At 42.0% G+C, this 15,926-nt stretch carries 12 protein-coding genes and 1 tRNA gene; 9 read left to right on the top strand and 4 right to left on the bottom strand.

Annotated features, from left to right (window positions below; all coding sequences use genetic code 11):
* Positions 1-23: 23 nt before the first annotated feature.
* From galU to argS, 4 genes are all read right to left on the bottom strand, one after another.
* Positions 24-923: a UTP--glucose-1-phosphate uridylyltransferase GalU gene (galU, locus tag ACLNCW_RS09700; protein WP_000202214.1), complete on the bottom strand. Its 900-nt coding sequence runs from the start codon at positions 921-923 to the stop codon at positions 24-26.
* A gap of 21 nt (positions 924-944) precedes the next feature.
* Positions 945-1,961, bottom strand: coding sequence for an NAD(P)H-dependent glycerol-3-phosphate dehydrogenase (locus ACLNCW_RS09695; protein WP_020903403.1), 1,017 nt, complete (start codon positions 1,959-1,961; stop codon positions 945-947).
* A 167-nt stretch (positions 1,962-2,128) separates the two neighbouring features.
* Complete coding sequence (locus ACLNCW_RS09690; protein ID WP_020903404.1) at positions 2,129-2,374, bottom strand: hypothetical protein; 246 nt, start codon at positions 2,372-2,374, stop codon at positions 2,129-2,131.
* 327 nt (positions 2,375-2,701) lie between these two features.
* A complete protein-coding gene (gene argS, locus ACLNCW_RS09685) occupies positions 2,702-4,393 on the bottom strand; it encodes an arginine--tRNA ligase (RefSeq protein WP_033685309.1) in 1,692 nt (563 codons plus the stop codon).
* A gap of 135 nt (positions 4,394-4,528) precedes the next feature.
* On the opposite strand from argS, the gene argR reads away from it, so the two are divergent.
* The 9 genes from argR to ACLNCW_RS09640 all read left to right on the top strand — a co-directional run bounded on the left by argR (position 4,529) and on the right by ACLNCW_RS09640 (position 15,746).
* Complete coding sequence (gene argR, locus ACLNCW_RS09680; protein ID WP_001231476.1) at positions 4,529-4,975, top strand: arginine repressor; 447 nt, start codon at positions 4,529-4,531, stop codon at positions 4,973-4,975.
* 50 nt (positions 4,976-5,025) lie between these two features.
* Positions 5,026-7,560: a DNA mismatch repair protein MutS gene (gene mutS / locus ACLNCW_RS09675; RefSeq protein WP_424846195.1), complete on the top strand. Its 2,535-nt coding sequence runs from the start codon at positions 5,026-5,028 to the stop codon at positions 7,558-7,560.
* Positions 7,561-7,706: 146 nt separating this feature from the next.
* Entirely contained in the window at positions 7,707-9,413 is a 1,707-nt protein-coding gene (gene patA, locus ACLNCW_RS09670; RefSeq protein ID WP_424846193.1) for a multidrug efflux ABC transporter subunit PatA, read from the top strand.
* 1 nt (position 9,414) lies between these two features.
* Entirely contained in the window at positions 9,415-11,181 is a 1,767-nt protein-coding gene (gene patB, locus ACLNCW_RS09665; protein WP_424846191.1) for a multidrug efflux ABC transporter subunit PatB, read from the top strand.
* Positions 11,182-11,318: 137 nt separating this feature from the next.
* The gene (locus ACLNCW_RS09660; protein WP_261011438.1) at positions 11,319-12,008 is read left to right on the top strand and encodes a gamma-glutamyl-gamma-aminobutyrate hydrolase family protein; all 690 of its coding nucleotides are present in this window, start codon (positions 11,319-11,321) and stop codon (positions 12,006-12,008) included.
* A 170-nt stretch (positions 12,009-12,178) separates the two neighbouring features.
* On the top strand, positions 12,179-13,528 hold the full coding sequence (locus ACLNCW_RS09655; protein WP_049515882.1) for a glucose-6-phosphate isomerase: 1,350 nt from the start codon (positions 12,179-12,181) through the stop codon (positions 13,526-13,528).
* Positions 13,529-13,655: 127 nt separating this feature from the next.
* The gene (gltX, locus tag ACLNCW_RS09650) at positions 13,656-15,116 is read left to right on the top strand and encodes a glutamate--tRNA ligase (RefSeq protein WP_000031049.1); all 1,461 of its coding nucleotides are present in this window, start codon (positions 13,656-13,658) and stop codon (positions 15,114-15,116) included.
* Positions 15,117-15,129: 13 nt separating this feature from the next.
* Entirely contained in the window at positions 15,130-15,564 is a 435-nt protein-coding gene (locus ACLNCW_RS09645; RefSeq protein WP_153209228.1) for a cytidine deaminase family protein, read from the top strand.
* Between the two features lie 110 nt (positions 15,565-15,674).
* Positions 15,675-15,746: transfer RNA gene (locus tag ACLNCW_RS09640), tRNA-Glu, on the top strand.
* Positions 15,747-15,926 lie beyond the last annotated feature (180 nt).

Raw genomic sequence — 15,926 nt, 5'->3', positions numbered from 1 at the left:
TTTTTGAACCTTATCTTTTTATGTTATTCCTTCTCAGCCAATTCTTTTCCCAGTTGGATGAGGTAATCTTTCAAGTCATCTTTGACTTGTGGGTGCTTGAGGGCGTAGTCAATAGATGTTTTCATAAAACCAAACTTATCCCCAACGTCGTAACGAGCTCCTGTAAATTCACGGGCGAAAACACGTTGTGTTTTATTAAGTGTATCAATAGCATCGGTAAGCTGGATTTCATTTCCAGCGCCAGGAGCTTGATTTTCGAGGATCTCAAAAATTTCTGGTGTGAGCAGATAACGACCGATAATAGCTAGATCACTTGGAGCCTCCTCTGGAGCTGGTTTTTCAACAAAAGTTTCGACACTGTAGAGACCATTAATCCCTTCACCCTGAGGAGCGATAACTCCATATGCTGAAACTTCTTCATGAGGGACAGGCATAACAGCAATTGTTGATGCGTGAGTCGTCTCGTAATCGTTCATCAATTGTTTTGTCAAAGGGACAGCGTGGTCATCTGTGATATCCATTAGGTCGTCACCCAGCATGACAACGAAGGGCTCATTCCCTACAAAAGCTTTTGCTTGTAAGACAGCATCGCCAAGACCACGAGGATGGCTTTGACGGATAAAGTGAAGGCGAATGCCAGTTGTTTCGTCTACCAATTTTAGTAAGTCATGTTTGCCTTTTTCTTTGAGGTTGTACTCAAGCTCAAAGTTTGAGTCAAAGTGGTCTTCAATAGAACGTTTTGATTTACCAGTGACAACCAGAATATCTTCAATACCTGATTTAAGAGCTTCTTCTACGATAAATTGGATAGTTGGTTTGTCCACAATTGGCAACATCTCTTTAGCAAGTGCTTTGGTTGCTGGTAAAAATCGAGTTCCAAGTCCAGCGGCAGGGATGACTGCCTTTCTAACTTTTGATGTCATAAGAATCCTTTCTCTAGAGGGTTAAGACCACTCATTTTCTGCTTTAAATTCATTGTTCATGATGTCGTAAATGGCATCTTTAATATTGGTTCCGTGGTAAATAACTTGGTAAATGGCTTGTGTAATTGGCATATAGACTCCAAGTTCTTGCGCTAGTTCATAGGCTGCTCGAGTTGTTGAGATTCCTTCAATCACCATGCCCATATTGGCTTCGATATCAGCTAGAGATTCTCCACGACCAAGAGCATCTCCGGCTCTCCAGTTACGAGAGTGGATGGAGGTTCCCGTTACGATCAAGTCTCCTACACCGGATAAGCCACTATAGGTCAATGGACTGGCCCCAAGTGCTACTCCTAGGCGGGTAATTTCTGCCAAGCCTCGAGCGATGATGGCTGCCTTGGCATTGTCACCAAATCCCAAACCATGTAAAGCTCCAGCACCGACAGCAATAATATTTTTAAGAGCACCAGCAGTTTCAACTCCGATAACATCCGTATTGGTATAAAGTCGAAAGTAGTGATTACTAAAGAGTTCCTGAACATATTGAGCTGTTTGTAAATCTTTAGAAGCAGCAGTGATTAAAGTCAGGTCACGTACAATGGTTTCTTCCGCATGACTAGGTCCTGAAACAACGACAATATCACTGCGGAGATGTTCAGGAATTTCTTCTTCAAGGATAGTTGATAATCGTTTATGGCTATCAGGCTCTAATCCCTTTGATGCGTGCATGATGATAGCCTTATGGTCTAAGGTTTTTGCAACTTGTTGGGCAACAAGTCGTGTCACTTTTGTTGGGACAACAAACAAAATCGCATCTACATCTTTTAATGCCTCTGCTAAGTCAGTGTAGGCAATGATATTTTCATCTAGAACGACATCTTTAAAGTAGTGCTTGTTAGTATGATAGGTATTAATTTCATTGATTTGCTCGGGAAGATTTCCCCAAATACGTACCTCGTGTCCATTGTCATTTAAGACTTGTGAAAGGGCAGTTCCCCAAGAACCAGGCCCCAAGACGGCGACGGTTTGTTTTTCCATGTTTTCCTCCTTGATAGAGTTCTCTTTTTATTTTATCACATTCTAGGGGATTTTGCACTTGCATTGCTGGGGAGTAGTTACTTTATTACTTGAAAAATATACAAAAACCGAGCCTAAGTATTAAACTCTTAGTCTCGGTTTTGATATTCTTTAAAGAATAGCTCGGTTTATTTCAATTGATCTGTAATGTCTTTTGATAGCAACATTCCCAGATGATAAGTTTTATTGATGTAAGCAATGACATCATTGATATTTTCAGTCGTGTGAATTTTCTCTTTGATATCACTCCTAAATGTTTCATCCTTTAAAAGTTGTTCTTGGTAGAGCCTTTGAAGTCTCTCCTTCTCGTACTTATTGAGCAGAAAAAGGAACACCAAGCTAATTACAACGAGGATATAAGCATATTGGCTCATAGAATATCTCCCTGTATGATAAAGAAGTAGTAGTGAGTAGATTGAATTAGTGAAGCGCCTAACCAAATCCCTGATAGGGTTTGACATTCGTTGCTTAGATTGCCTTGCATTCTAGTGACTTGAAGATTGCCACCAGCCACTAAGCCAATTAATAGATTTGGTTGACCAATTTAGTGAGGCGTTTAGGCAAGTGTCTCTGGTTACGACGTAAAGAAACATAAATCGATAATATTTATGTTTCTTTACTAGTGAAGTGCCTAGCCAAATTCCTGACAGGATTTGGCGTTAGTTACTTAGATTGCTTTGCAATCAAGTAACTTTGGCGATTTACATCTTCTCTGGCGCTTCTACTCCAAGCAAGCGAAGGGCTTCTTTGAGAACGACTGCGGTTGCGTAGCTGAGGGCTAGACGGCTGTCGCGTTCTGGACTTTCATCCAAGATACGTGTATGTGCATAGTATTTGTTGAAGGCTTGAGCTAGGCTAATTGCAAATTTAGCAATGATAGAAGGTTCAAAGTTATCCGCCGCACGGTTGATAATACGTGGGAAGTCTTGGATGAGTTTGATGATTTCCCAGCTTTCAGTATCATTCAAGCTATAGTTGCCAGCTGTTTCTGGTTTGAAATCCGCTTTGCGTAAGATAGATTGGATACGAGCGTAGGCGTATTGAACATAAGGTCCAGTTTCACCCTCGAAGGATACCATAGCTTCTAGGTCGAAGTCGTATCCATTTGTACGGTCGGTTTTGAGGTCATAGAATTTAATGGCTCCAACACCAACAGCATGCGCTACCTGGTCTTTATTTTCCAGTTCAGGATTTTTAGCTTCGATTTGGGCCTTGGCACGGCTAACAGCCTCTGCAACAGTAGGCTCTAGTAAGATGACATTCCCTTTACGAGTAGAGAGTTTCTTCCCTTCTTTTGTAACCAAACCAAAAGGAACATGAGTAATGTCTTCACTCCAGTCGTAGCCCATTTCTTTCAAGACGGCTTTGAGCTGTTTAAAGTGGGCAGATTGCTCTTGACCAACGACATAGATAGATTTAGCAAATTGGTATTCGTTTTTACGGTAAAGGGCTGCAGCCAAGTCACGAGTGATATAGAGAGTTGCACCATCAGATTTCTTGATAAGGGCTGGATGTTCAATTCCATATTTCTCAAGATTGACAACTTGGGCACCTTCTGACTCAACAAGAAGTCCTTTTTCAGAAAGAATGTCTACAACTGCATCCATCTTATCGTTGTAGAAGGCTTCCCCGTTATAGCTGTCAAATTCGACTTGCAATTCATTGTAAAGGCGGTTAAATTCCACCAAACTTTCATCACGGAACCATTGCCAAAGAGCGAGAGCTTCCTCATCTCCATTTTCAAGTTTACGGAACCATTCGCGTGCTTCTTCATCCAAGCTAGGGTCATTTTCAGCTTCAGCGTTGATGCGGACATAGAGTTTAAGGAGTTCATCGATTGGATGAGCTTTTACAGCTTCTTCGTCACCCCATTTTTTGTAGGCAACAATCAGCATCCCAAACTGTTTACCCCAGTCTCCCAAATGGTTGACCTTGACCGTTTGATAACCGATTTTTTGGAAAATATGTGACAAGCTATCTCCGATAACAGTTGAGCGTAGGTGACCAATAGAAAATGGTTTAGCGATATTGGGACTAGACATGTCGATAACAACATTTTCTTGTTTGCCAATATGTTGATCAGCATAGTGTTCTTTTTCAGTGATAACCGCTTGCAACACTTGAGCAGAAATAGCAGATTTATCAAGGAAGAAGTTGACGTAAGGTCCTGTTGCGACAACCTTTTCAAAGGCTTGGCTGTTAATTTTTTCAGCCAGTTCAGTCGCGATCATTTGAGGTGCTTTACGTTCGACTTTTGCAAGTGAAAAAGCAGGGAAAGCAATGTCTCCCATTTCTGAGTTTTTAGGGGTTTCCAGTAAATTTAAAATAGCCTCTTGGTCCAGGCTATCAATGATGCTAGCCAATTCGCTAGCAATCAATTCTTTTGTATTCATTAAGAGCTCCTTTTTGGACTTTTCTACTATTTTATCACAATTTTAAAGAAAGAAGAAAAAATTTTTGAAATCTCCTATTTTTTTGGTATAATATAGTTATAAAAATAGTTATAAATATGCATATAAGAGGATTTTATGAGAAAAAGAGATCGTCATCAGTTAATAAAAAAAATGATTACTGAGGAGAAGTTAAGTACACAAAAAGAAATTCAAGATCGGTTGGAGGCGCACAATGTTTTTGTGACGCAGACAACCCTGTCTCGTGATTTGCGCGAAATCGGCTTGACCAAGGTCAAGAAAAATGATATGGTGTATTATGTACTAGCAAATGAGACAGAAAAGATTGATTTGGTGGAATTTTTGTCTCATCATTTAGAAGGTGTTGCAAGAGCAGAGTTTACCTTGGTACTTCATACCAAATTGGGAGAAGCCTCTGTTTTGGCAAATATTGTAGATGCAAACAAGGATGAATGGATTTTAGGAACAGTTGCTGGTGCCAATACCTTATTGGTTATTTGTCGAGACCAGCACGTTGCCAAACTCATGGAAGATCGTTTGCTAGATTTGATGAAAGATAAGTAAGGTCTTGAGAGTCGCTCTCAAGACTTATTTTTGACAAGGAGAGACGGAAAATGGCGACAGAGAAGCTATCACCCGGCATGCAACAGTATGTGGATATTAAAAAGCAATATCCAGATGCGTTTTTGCTCTTTCGGATGGGTGATTTTTATGAATTATTTTATGAGGATGCGGTCAATGCTGCGCAGATTCTGGAAATTTCCTTAACGAGTCGCAACAAGAATGCCGACAATCCGATTCCTATGGCGGGTGTCCCCTATCATTCTGCCCAGCAGTATATAGATGTCTTGATTGAGCAGGGCTATAAGGTAGCTATCGCAGAGCAGATGGAAGATCCTAAACAAGCAGTTGGGGTTGTGAAACGAGAGGTTGTTCAGGTCATTACACCCGGGACAGTAGTCGATAGCACTAAGCCAGACAGTCAGAACAACTTCTTGGTTGCTATAGATCGAGATGGCAATCAATTTGGCTTAGCTTATATGGACCTGGTGACGGGTGACTTTTATGTGACAGGTCTTTTGGATTTCACGCTGGTTTGTGGGGAAATCCGTAATCTCAAGGCGCGAGAAGTGGTGCTGGGTTATGACTTGTCTGAGGAAGAAGAACAAATCCTCAGTCGTCAGATGAATCTGGTGCTTTCATATGAAAAAGAAGGCTTTGAAGACCTTCATTTACTGGATTCACGATTGGCATCTGTGGAGCAAGCGGCATCTAGTAAATTGCTCCAGTATGTTCATCGAACTCAGATGAGGGAATTGAACCACCTCAAGCCTGTTATACGCTATGAAATCAAGGATTTCTTGCAGATGGATTATGCGACCAAGGCTAGTCTGGATTTGGTTGAGAATGCTCGTTCAGGAAAGAAGCAAGGTAGTCTTTTCTGGCTTTTGGATGAAACCAAGACGGCTATGGGAATGCGTCTCTTGCGGTCTTGGATCCATCGTCCCTTGATTGATAAGGAACGAATCGTCCAACGTCAAGAAGTGGTGCAGGTCTTCCTCGACCATTTCTTTGAGCGTAGTGATTTGACAGACAGTCTCAAGGGTGTCTATGATATCGAACGCTTGGCTAGTCGTGTTTCTTTTGGTAAAACCAATCCCAAGGATCTCTTGCAGTTGGCGACCACCTTATCCAGTGTGCCACGGATTCGTGCGATTTTAGAAGGGATGGAGCAACCTGCTCTAGCTTATCTCATCGCACAATTGGATGGAATCCCTGAGTTGGAGAGTTTGATTAGCGCAGCGATTGCTCCTGAAGCTCCTCATGTGATTACAGATGGAGGAATCATTCGGACTGGATTTGATGAGACTTTAGACAAGTACCGTCGCGTTCTCAGAGAAGGGACTAGCTGGATTGCTGAGATTGAGGCTAAGGAGCGAGAAAATTCTGGTATCAGCACGCTCAAGATTGACTACAATAAGAAGGATGGCTACTATTTCCATGTGACCAATTCTCAACTGGGAAATGTGCCTGCTCACTTTTTCCGCAAGGCGACGCTGAAAAACTCAGAACGTTTTGGAACCGAAGAATTAGCCCGTATCGAAGGAGATATGCTGGAGGCGCGTGAAAAGTCAGCAAACCTAGAGTATGAAATTTTTATGCGCATCCGTGAGGAAGTCAGTAAGTATATCCAGCGTTTGCAGGCTCTAGCTCAAGGAATTGCGACAGTTGATGTCTTACAGAGTCTGGCGGTTGTGGCTGAAACCCAGCATTTGATTCGGCCAGAGTTCGGAGAGGATTCGCGAATTGATATCCAGAAAGGGCGCCATGCTGTCGTTGAAAAGGTTATGGGGGCTCAGACCTATATTCCAAATACGATTCAGATGGCAGAAGATACCAGTATTCAACTGATTACAGGGCCCAACATGAGCGGAAAGTCAACCTATATGCGTCAGTTAGCCATGACGTCGGTTATGGCCCAGATGGGGTCTTATGTGCCAGCAGAAAGCGCCCATTTACCGATTTTTGATGCGATTTTTACCCGTATCGGAGCAGCAGATGACTTGGTTTCAGGTCAATCAACCTTCATGGTAGAGATGATGGAGGCTAACAATGCCATTTCGCATGCGACCAAGGACTCTCTCATTCTCTTTGATGAATTGGGACGGGGAACTGCAACTTATGACGGGATGGCTCTTGCTCAGTCCATCATCGAATACATCCATGAGCACATCGGAGCTAAGACCCTCTTTGCGACCCACTACCATGAGTTGACTAGTCTGGAGTCTAGTTTACAACACTTGGTCAATGTCCACGTGGCAACCTTGGAGCAGGATGGGCAGGTCACCTTCCTTCACAAGATTGAACCAGGACCAGCTGATAAATCCTACGGTATCCATGTTGCCAAGATTGCTGGCTTGCCAGCAGACCTTTTAGCAAGGGCGGATAAGATTTTGACTCAGCTAGAGAGTCAAGGAACAGAAAGTCCTGCTCCCATGAGACAAACAAGTGCCGTCACTGAACAGATTTCACTCTTTGATACGACTGAAGAACATCCTGTCCTAGCAGAATTGTCTAAACTAGATGTTTATAACATGACACCTATGCAGGCTATGAATGTCTTGGTCGAGTTAAAACAAAAATTATAAAGTCAAGACTTGCCAGTCATTATAGCTATATCAAGGAGACTTCTTTGACAAGTTCCCACTTTTTTGCTAGAATAACATCACACAAACAGAATGAGAAGGAGCTGACACATTGTCGCTCCCTTTTGTCTATTTTTTAAGGAGAAAGTATGCTGATTCAGAAAATAAAAACCTATAAGTGGCAGGCCTTGGCTTCGCTCCTGATGACAGGCTTGATGGTTGCTAGTTCACTTCTGCAGCCGCGTTATCTGCAGGAAGTGTTAGATGCCCTCCTTGCTGGGAACTATGAAGCTATTTATAGTATCGGGGCTTGGTTGATTGGTGTGGCCTTGGTCGGTCTGGTTGCTGGTGGGCTCAATGTTGTCCTCGCAGCCTATATTGCCCAAGGAGTTTCATCTGACCTTCGGGAGGAAGCCTTCCGTAAAATCCAAACCTTTTCTTATGCCAATATTGAACAATTTAATGCGGGAAATCTAGTCGTTCGCATGACAAATGATATCAACCAGATTCAGAACGTCGTCATGATGACCTTCCAAATTCTTTTCAGACTTCCCCTTTTGTTCATCGGTTCGTTTATCCTGGCGGTTCAAACCTTACCCTCTCTGTGGTGGGTGATTGTTCTAATGGTAATCTTGATTTTTGGCTTGACAGCTGTCATGATGGGAATGATGGGGCCTCGTTTTGCCAAGTTTCAAACACTTCTTGAGCGCATCAATGCCATTGCCAAGGAAAATCTACGCGGTGTTCGTGTGGTCAAGTCCTTTGTCCAAGAAAAAGAGCAGTTTGCTAAGTTTACGGAGGTTTCAGACGAGCTTCTCGGTCAAAACCTTTACATCGGATATGCCTTTTCAGTAGTGGAACCTGTCATGATGTTGGTCGGTTATGGGGCGGTTTTCCTCTCTATTTGGCTAGTTGCAGGGATGGTTCAATCGGATCCATCGGTTGTTGGCTCCATTGCTTCCTTTGTTAATTACCTAAGCCAGATTATCTTTACTATTATTATGGTTGGATTTTTGGGAAATTCTGTCAGTCGTGCTATGATTTCTATGCGTCGTATTCGAGAAATTCTTGACGCAGAGCCAGCCATGACCTTCAAGGATGTCCCAGATGAAGACTTGGTCGGAAGTCTTAGCTTTGAAAATGTGACCTTTACCTATCCAATGGATAAGGAACCGATGTTGAAAGATGTGAGCTTTACTGTCGAACCTGGACAAATGGTTGGTGTCGTTGGAGCGACTGGTGCAGGAAAATCAACCTTGGCTCAATTGATTCCACGTCTCTTTGACCCACAGGAGGGTGCTATCAAAATTGGAGGCAAGGATATTCGAGAAGTGAGTGAAGGAACCCTGCGTAAAACAGTTTCTATCGTTCTCCAACGTGCCATTCTCTTTAGTGGAACGATTGCAGATAACTTGAGACAGGGTAAGGGAGATGCTACTTTATTTGAAATGGAGCGCGCAGCCAATATTGCTCAAGCCAGTGAATTCATTCATCGTATGGAGAAAACCTTTGAAAGTCCAGTTGAAGAAAGGGGAACCAACTTTTCAGGTGGGCAAAAACAAAGGATGTCGATTGCCCGTGGAATTGTCAGCAATCCACGTATTCTGATTTTTGACGATTCGACCTCAGCCTTGGATGCCAAGTCAGAGCGCCTGGTTCAGGAAGCCTTGAATAAGGACTTGAAGGGAACGACAACCATTATCATCGCTCAAAAGATTAGCTCGGTTGTTCATGCAGATAAAATCTTAGTACTGGATCAAGGACGATTGATTGGTCAAGGTACGCATGCAGACTTGGTTGCCAACAATTCCGTTTACCGTGAAATCTACGAAACACAGAAAGGAAAGGAGGAGTAAAATGAAGACAGTTCAATTTTTTTGGAATTATTTTAAAGTCTATAAGCTATCATTTGTAGTTGTTATCCTGATGATTGTTCTGGCAACTCTTGCCCAAGCCCTTTTTCCGGTCTTTTCTGGACAAGCAGTGACGCAGCTAGCTAATTTAGTTCAAGCTTATCAAAATGGCAATCCAGAACTTGTTTGGCAAAGCCTATCAGGAATCATGGTCAATCTTGGTCTGCTGGTTTTGGTTCTCTTTATCTCTAGTGTCATATACATGTGTCTCATGACGCGCGTGATTGCAGAGTCGACTAACGAGATGCGCAAAGGCCTCTTCGGTAAGCTTGCTCGCTTGACGGTTTCTTTCTTTGACCGCCGACAAGATGGAGATATCCTGTCTCGTTTTACCAGTGATTTGGATAATATCCTCCAAGCCTTTAACGAAAGCTTGATTCAGGTCATGAGCAATATTGTTTTATATATCGGTCTGATTCTTGTCATGTTTTCGAGGAATGTGACGCTGGCTCTCATCACCATTGCCAGCACACCAATAGCCTTCCTCATGCTGATTTTCATCGTAAAAATGGCACGCAAATACACCAATCTCCAGCAGAAAGAGGTAGGGAAACTCAACGCCTATATGGATGAGAGTATCTCAGGTCAAAAAGCTGTCATTGTTCAAGGGATTCAAGAGGATATGATGGCAGGATTTCTTGAACAAAATGAGCGCGTACGCAAGGCAACCTTTAAAGGAAGAATGTTCTCAGGAATTCTTTTCCCTGTCATGAATGGGATGAGTCTGGTTAATACAGCCGTCGTCATCTTTGCTGGTTCAGCTGTACTTTTGAATGATAAGTCTATTGAAACCAGTACAGCCCTAGGTTTGATTGTTATGTTTGCCCAATTTTCACAGCAGTACTACCAGCCTATTATCCAAGTTGCAGCTAGTTGGGGAAGTCTTCAGTTGGCCTTTACAGGTGCTGAACGGATTCAGGAAATGTTTGACGCAGAGGAAGAAATCCGACCTGAAAAGGCGCCGATCTTTACTCAGTTGCAAGAAGGTGTTGAAATTAGTCATATTGATTTTTCATACTTGCCTGATAAACCTATTTTGAAAGATGTCAGCATTTCTGCCCCTAAAGGCCAGATGACAGCGGTTGTTGGTCCGACAGGTTCAGGGAAAACGACTATTATGAACCTCATCAATCGCTTTTATGATGTTGATGCTGGTGGTATTTATTTTGATGGGAAAGACATCCGTGACTATGACTTGGATAGTCTCAGAAGCAAGGTGGGAATTGTTTTGCAGGATTCGGTCTTATTTAGCGGAACGATTCGAGACAATATCCGTTTCGGTGTGCCAGATGCTAGTCAAGAAATGGTTGAGGTAGCAGCCAAGGCAACCCACATTCACGACTACATCGAAAGCTTGCCTGATAAGTACGATACTCTTATAGATGATGACCAGAGCATCTTCTCGACAGGACAAAAGCAATTGATTTCTATCGCTCGAACCCTGATGACAGATCCAGAGGTTCTCATTCTCGATGAAGCCACTTCGAACGTAGATACTGTGACAGAAAGCAAGATTCAGCATGCCATGGAGGCGGTTGTAGCAGGCAGAACTAGTTTCGTCATTGCCCATCGTTTGAAGACTATCCTCAATGCAGACCAGATTATTGTCCTTAAAGATGGAGAAGTCATTGAACGCGGTAGCCACCATGAACTCTTGAAACTGGGTGGCTTCTATTCAGAACTCTATCACAATCAATTTGTTTTTGAATAAGAAAAAAGTTGTCCCCTTGGGCAGCTTTTTCTTGTCCATAAAAAATATTTATCACAGCCTTAAAAAAAACATATTAGACGAAAGTCATTTTGAGTGATATGATAAGACTATCGTTAACATTCGAAAGGAGAGGCATCATGGCTAGAACGGTTGTAGGAGTTGCTGCAAATCTATGTCCCGTAGACGCAGAGGGCAAAAACATTCATTCATCTGTATCTTGTAGATTCGCAGAGAGCATTCGTCAAGTCGGTGGTCTCCCTTTAGTCATTCCTGTTGGTGATGGGTCAGTTGTACGCGATTATGTGGAAATGATTGACAAGCTTATTTTGACAGGCGGTCAAAATGTCCATCCTCAGTTTTATGGAGAGAAAAAGACCATCGAGAGCGATGATTATAATCTGGTCCGTGACGAATTTGAATTGGCACTCTTGAAAGAAGCGCTTCGTCAGAATAAACCAATTATGGCAATCTGTCGTGGTGTTCAACTTGTCAATGTTGCCTTTGGTGGAACCCTCAATCAAGAAATCGAAGGTCACTGGCAAGGATTACCTTTCGGAACATCTCACTCTATTGAGACAGTGGAGGGAAGCGTGGTGGCTAAGCTATTTGGGAAAGAAAGTCAGGTCAACTCTGTCCATCGTCAAAGCATTAAAGATTTGGCACCTAATTTTCGTGTAACTGCTATTGATCCAAGAGACCAAACTATTGAAGCGATTGAGTCTATCGACGAGCACCGCATTATCGGTTTGCAGTGGCATCCAGAGTTTCTGGTTAATGAAGAAGATGGCAATTTAGAATTATTTGAGTATTTATTGAATGAACTGTAACGACTGGGACATCTGGTCGTTCTTTATTTTATTTTTTCAAAATTTTTGGAATGTGGGATTTTTACGCAAACGTTTGAATTCTGATAAAAAATGGAGAAATTCGACAAAAAAACTTGAAAAAAACGAAGGTAAGCGTTATGATAGAAAAGAAGAAATATTGGAGGAATAACATGTCACATATTAAATTTGATTATTCAAAAGTTTTAGACAAATTTGTTGCACCACATGAAGTGGAATACATGCAATCACAAGTAACAGCAGCAGATAAATTGATCCGTAAAGGAACTGGTGCTGGTAGCGACTTCTTGGGATGGTTGGACCTTCCTGAAAACTATGACCGCGAAGAATTTGACCGCATCTTGAAAGCTGCTGAGCAAATCAAATCAGACAGCGATGTTTTGGTTGTAATCGGTATCGGTGGATCTTACCTTGGTGCGAAAGCAGCAATCGACTTCTTGAACCACCACTTTGCAAACTTGCAAACAAAAGAAGAACGCAAGGCTCCACAAATCCTTTACGCAGGAAACTCAATCTCATCTACTTACCTTGCTGACTTGGTAGAGTATGTTGCAGACAAAGACTTCTCGGTAAACGTGATTTCTAAATCAGGTACAACAACTGAACCAGCTATCGCTTTCCGTGTCTTCAAAGAACTTTTGGTTAAGAAATACGGTCAAGAAGAAGCAAACAAACGTATCTATGCAACAACTGACCGCCAAAAAGGTGCTGTTAAGGTTGAAGCAGATGCTAACGGTTGGGAAACATTTGTTGTTCCAGATGATATCGGTGGACGCTTCTCAGTATTGACAGCCGTTGGTTTGCTTCCAATCGCAGCATCAGGAGCTGACATCAAAGCCCTTATGGAAGGTGCGAATGCAGCTCGCAAAGACTACACTTCAGATAAAATCTCTGAAAACGAAGCTTACCAATACGCAGCAGTTCGTAACATCCTTTACCGTAAAGGCTATGCAACTGAGATCTTGGTAAACTACGAGCCATCACTTCAATACTTCTCAGAATGGTGGAAACAATTGGCTGGTGAATCAGAAGGAAAAGACCAAAAAGGTATCTACCCAACTTCAGCCAACTTCTCAACTGACTTGCACTCACTTGGTCAATTTATCCAAGAAGGAACTCGTATCATGTTTGAAACAGTTGTCCGTGTTGACAAACCTCGTAAAAACGTGATTATCCCTAGCTTGGAAGAAGACCTTGATGGACTTGGTTACCTTCAAGGAAAAGACGTTGACTTTGTAAACAAAAAAGCAACTGACGGTGTTCTTCTTGCCCACACAGACGGTGATGTACCAAACATGTACGTGACTCTTCCAGAGCAAGATGCTTTCACTCTTGGTTACACAATCTACTTCTTCGAATTGGCTATCGCTCTTTCAGGTTACTTGAATGCTATCAACCCATTTGACCAACCAGGTGTTGAAGCTTACAAACGTAACATGTTTGCCCTTCTTGGAAAACCAGGATTTGAAGAATTGAGCAAAGAACTTAACGCACGTCTATAATAGAAGAAAAGAGTGGCTTGTCCACTCTTTTTACTCTCTTTATCCATAGAAATTGGCCTCAGCCAAGACTTGTGATATAATATAGAGAGCAAAAAGGCAGACGCCTAGAGACTTTATAGGAGAAACTATGTCAAAAGATATTCGCGTACGTTACGCACCAAGTCCAACAGGACTACTACACATCGGAAATGCCCGTACAGCATTGTTCAACTACCTTTATGCACGTCATCACGGTGGAACTTTTATTATCCGTATCGAAGATACTGACCGTAAACGCCATGTCGAAGATGGTGAACGTTCACAACTTGAAAACCTTCGTTGGTTAGGTATGGATTGGGATGAAAGCCCAGAAACACATGAAAATTACCGCCAGTCTGAGCGTTTGGACTTGTATCAAAAATTCATCGATCAATTGCTAGTTGAAGGAAAAGCCTACAAATCTTACGTTACAGAAGAAGAGTTGGCAACTGAACGCGAACGCCAAGAAGCAGCTGGTGAAACACCTCGCTACATTAACGAATACCTTGGTATGAGTGAAGAAGAAAAAGCAGCTTACATCGCAGAACGTGAAGCAGCTGGTATCATTCCAACAGTTCGTTTGGCGGTCAATGAGTCAGGTATCTACAAGTGGCATGATATGGTTAAAGGTGATATCGAATTTGAAGGTGGCAATATTGGTGGTGACTGGGTTATCCAAAAGAAAGACGGTTACCCAACTTACAACTTTGCCGTTGTCATCGATGACCATGATATGCAAATTTCTCACGTAATCCGTGGAGATGACCACATTGCTAATACACCAAAACAGCTTATGGTCTATGAAGCACTTGGTTGGGAAGCTCCAGAGTTCGGTCATATGACCTTGATTATCAACTCTGAAACTGGGAAAAAATTGTCTAAACGTGATACTAATACACTTCAATTTATCGAAGATTACCGAAAGAAAGGTTACCTTCCAGAAGCAGTCTTTAACTTTATTGCTCTTCTTGGTTGGAACCCAGGTGGCGAAGATGAAATCTTCTCTCGTGAAGAACTCATTAAACTTTTCGATGAAAACCGACTCAGCAAGTCTCCAGCAGCCTTTGACCAGAAAAAACTGGACTGGATGAGCAATGACTATATCAAGAATGCAGATTTAGAAACTATCTTTGAAATGGCAAAACCATTCCTAGAAGAAGCAGGTCGATTGACTGACAAGGCTGAAAAATTAGTTGAGCTCTATAAACCACAAATGAAATCAGTAGATGAGATTATCCCATTGACAGATCTCTTCTTCTCAGATTTCCCAGAATTGACAGAAGCAGAGCGCGAAGTCATGGCGGGGGAAACAGTCCCAACAGTTCTTGAAGCCTTCAAAGCAAAACTTGAAGCGATGACAGATGATGAATTTGTAACAGAGAATATCTTCCCACAAATCAAAGCTGTTCAAAAAGAAACAGGTATTAAAGGAAAAAATCTTTTTATGCCTATTCGTATCGCAGTTTCAGGTGAAATGCATGGACCAGAATTACCAGATACAATTTTCTTGCTTGGACGTGAAAAATCAATCCAGCATATCGAAAATATGTTAAAGGAAATCTCTAAGTAAGAAGGGTACAATAATGGACATCTGGGAAAAGATGTACGAAGAAGCACAGAAATTGTATAATCCACATGAAGTATCTGATTTTGTTTATGCTAATCATGTCGTTGCCGCAGTAGAAGCAGAAGATGAACAAATATTTACAGGATTCTGTATGGAGGGAACATGTGGTGTTTTCCATCTCTGCGCAGAGCGGGCAGCACTCTTCAATATGTACCAATTCTCGGGACAAACTAAGGTTAAAAAAGTCTTAGCCTTTCGAGAGCAACCACCTTATGGTGGAAGTTCGGGTATGCCTTGTGGCGCATGCAGAGAGTTCCTCTTAGAGTTGAACGTTGAAAATAAAGAAGCAGAATTCATGATGGACTACAATACAAGAAAGACAGTGAAAGTCGCAGAACTAATCCCATATTGGTGGGGAGAAGAACGTGCTTCTAAGTTTAATAATCAATAGAAGAGTCAGTATAATTCTGGCTCTTTTTACTTAATTTGAAAAAAACAGAAAAAGTAGTTGACAAGTCAGAAAAAGTCTGTATAATAGTAAGAGTTGAAAATAACAACTCTGGTCCGTTGGTCAAGGGGTTAAGACACCGCCTTTTCACGGCGGTAACACGGGTTCGAATCCCGTACGGACTATGGTATGTTGCGGTTGAAGCACTTGATGAAAAAAAGTTTCAAAAAAATTTCAAAAAAGTGTTGACAAGCGAAAGCGCCTGTGATATACTAATATAGTTGTCACTTGAGAGAAGTAAGTGACAAAGACCTTTGAAAACTGAACAAGACGAACCAATGTGCAGGGCACTACAACTAAGGTTG

The organism is Streptococcus sp. CL6.22 (assembly GCF_049738055.1).
GTDB classification, from domain to species: Bacteria; Bacillota; Bacilli; order Lactobacillales; family Streptococcaceae; genus Streptococcus; species Streptococcus mitis_DJ.
Note: the sequence above shows the minus strand (reverse complement) of the source record. Positions and strands in the feature narration are given on the sequence as shown.

Bases quoted from the DNA above. Each gene is read 5' to 3' on its own strand.
- argR (WP_001231476.1), top strand. From the start codon at position 4,529: ATGAGAAAAAGAGATCGTCATCAGTTAATAAAAAAAATGATTACTGAG.
- patB (WP_424846191.1), top strand. From the start codon at position 9,415: ATGAAGACAGTTCAATTTTTTTGGAATTATTTTAAAGTCTATAAGCTA.
- mutS (WP_424846195.1), top strand. From the start codon at position 5,026: ATGGCGACAGAGAAGCTATCACCCGGCATGCAACAGTATGTGGATATT.
- ACLNCW_RS09695 (WP_020903403.1), bottom strand. From the start codon at position 1,961: ATGGAAAAACAAACCGTCGCCGTCTTGGGGCCTGGTTCTTGGGGAACT.
- ACLNCW_RS09660 (WP_261011438.1), top strand. From the start codon at position 11,319: ATGGCTAGAACGGTTGTAGGAGTTGCTGCAAATCTATGTCCCGTAGAC.
- ACLNCW_RS09690 (WP_020903404.1), bottom strand. From the start codon at position 2,374: ATGAGCCAATATGCTTATATCCTCGTTGTAATTAGCTTGGTGTTCCTT.
- galU (WP_000202214.1), bottom strand. From the start codon at position 923: ATGACATCAAAAGTTAGAAAGGCAGTCATCCCTGCCGCTGGACTTGGA.
- ACLNCW_RS09645 (WP_153209228.1), top strand. From the start codon at position 15,130: ATGGACATCTGGGAAAAGATGTACGAAGAAGCACAGAAATTGTATAAT.
- ACLNCW_RS09655 (WP_049515882.1), top strand. From the start codon at position 12,179: ATGTCACATATTAAATTTGATTATTCAAAAGTTTTAGACAAATTTGTT.
- argS (WP_033685309.1), bottom strand. From the start codon at position 4,393: ATGAATACAAAAGAATTGATTGCTAGCGAATTGGCTAGCATCATTGAT.
- gltX (WP_000031049.1), top strand. From the start codon at position 13,656: ATGTCAAAAGATATTCGCGTACGTTACGCACCAAGTCCAACAGGACTA.
- patA (WP_424846193.1), top strand. From the start codon at position 7,707: ATGCTGATTCAGAAAATAAAAACCTATAAGTGGCAGGCCTTGGCTTCG.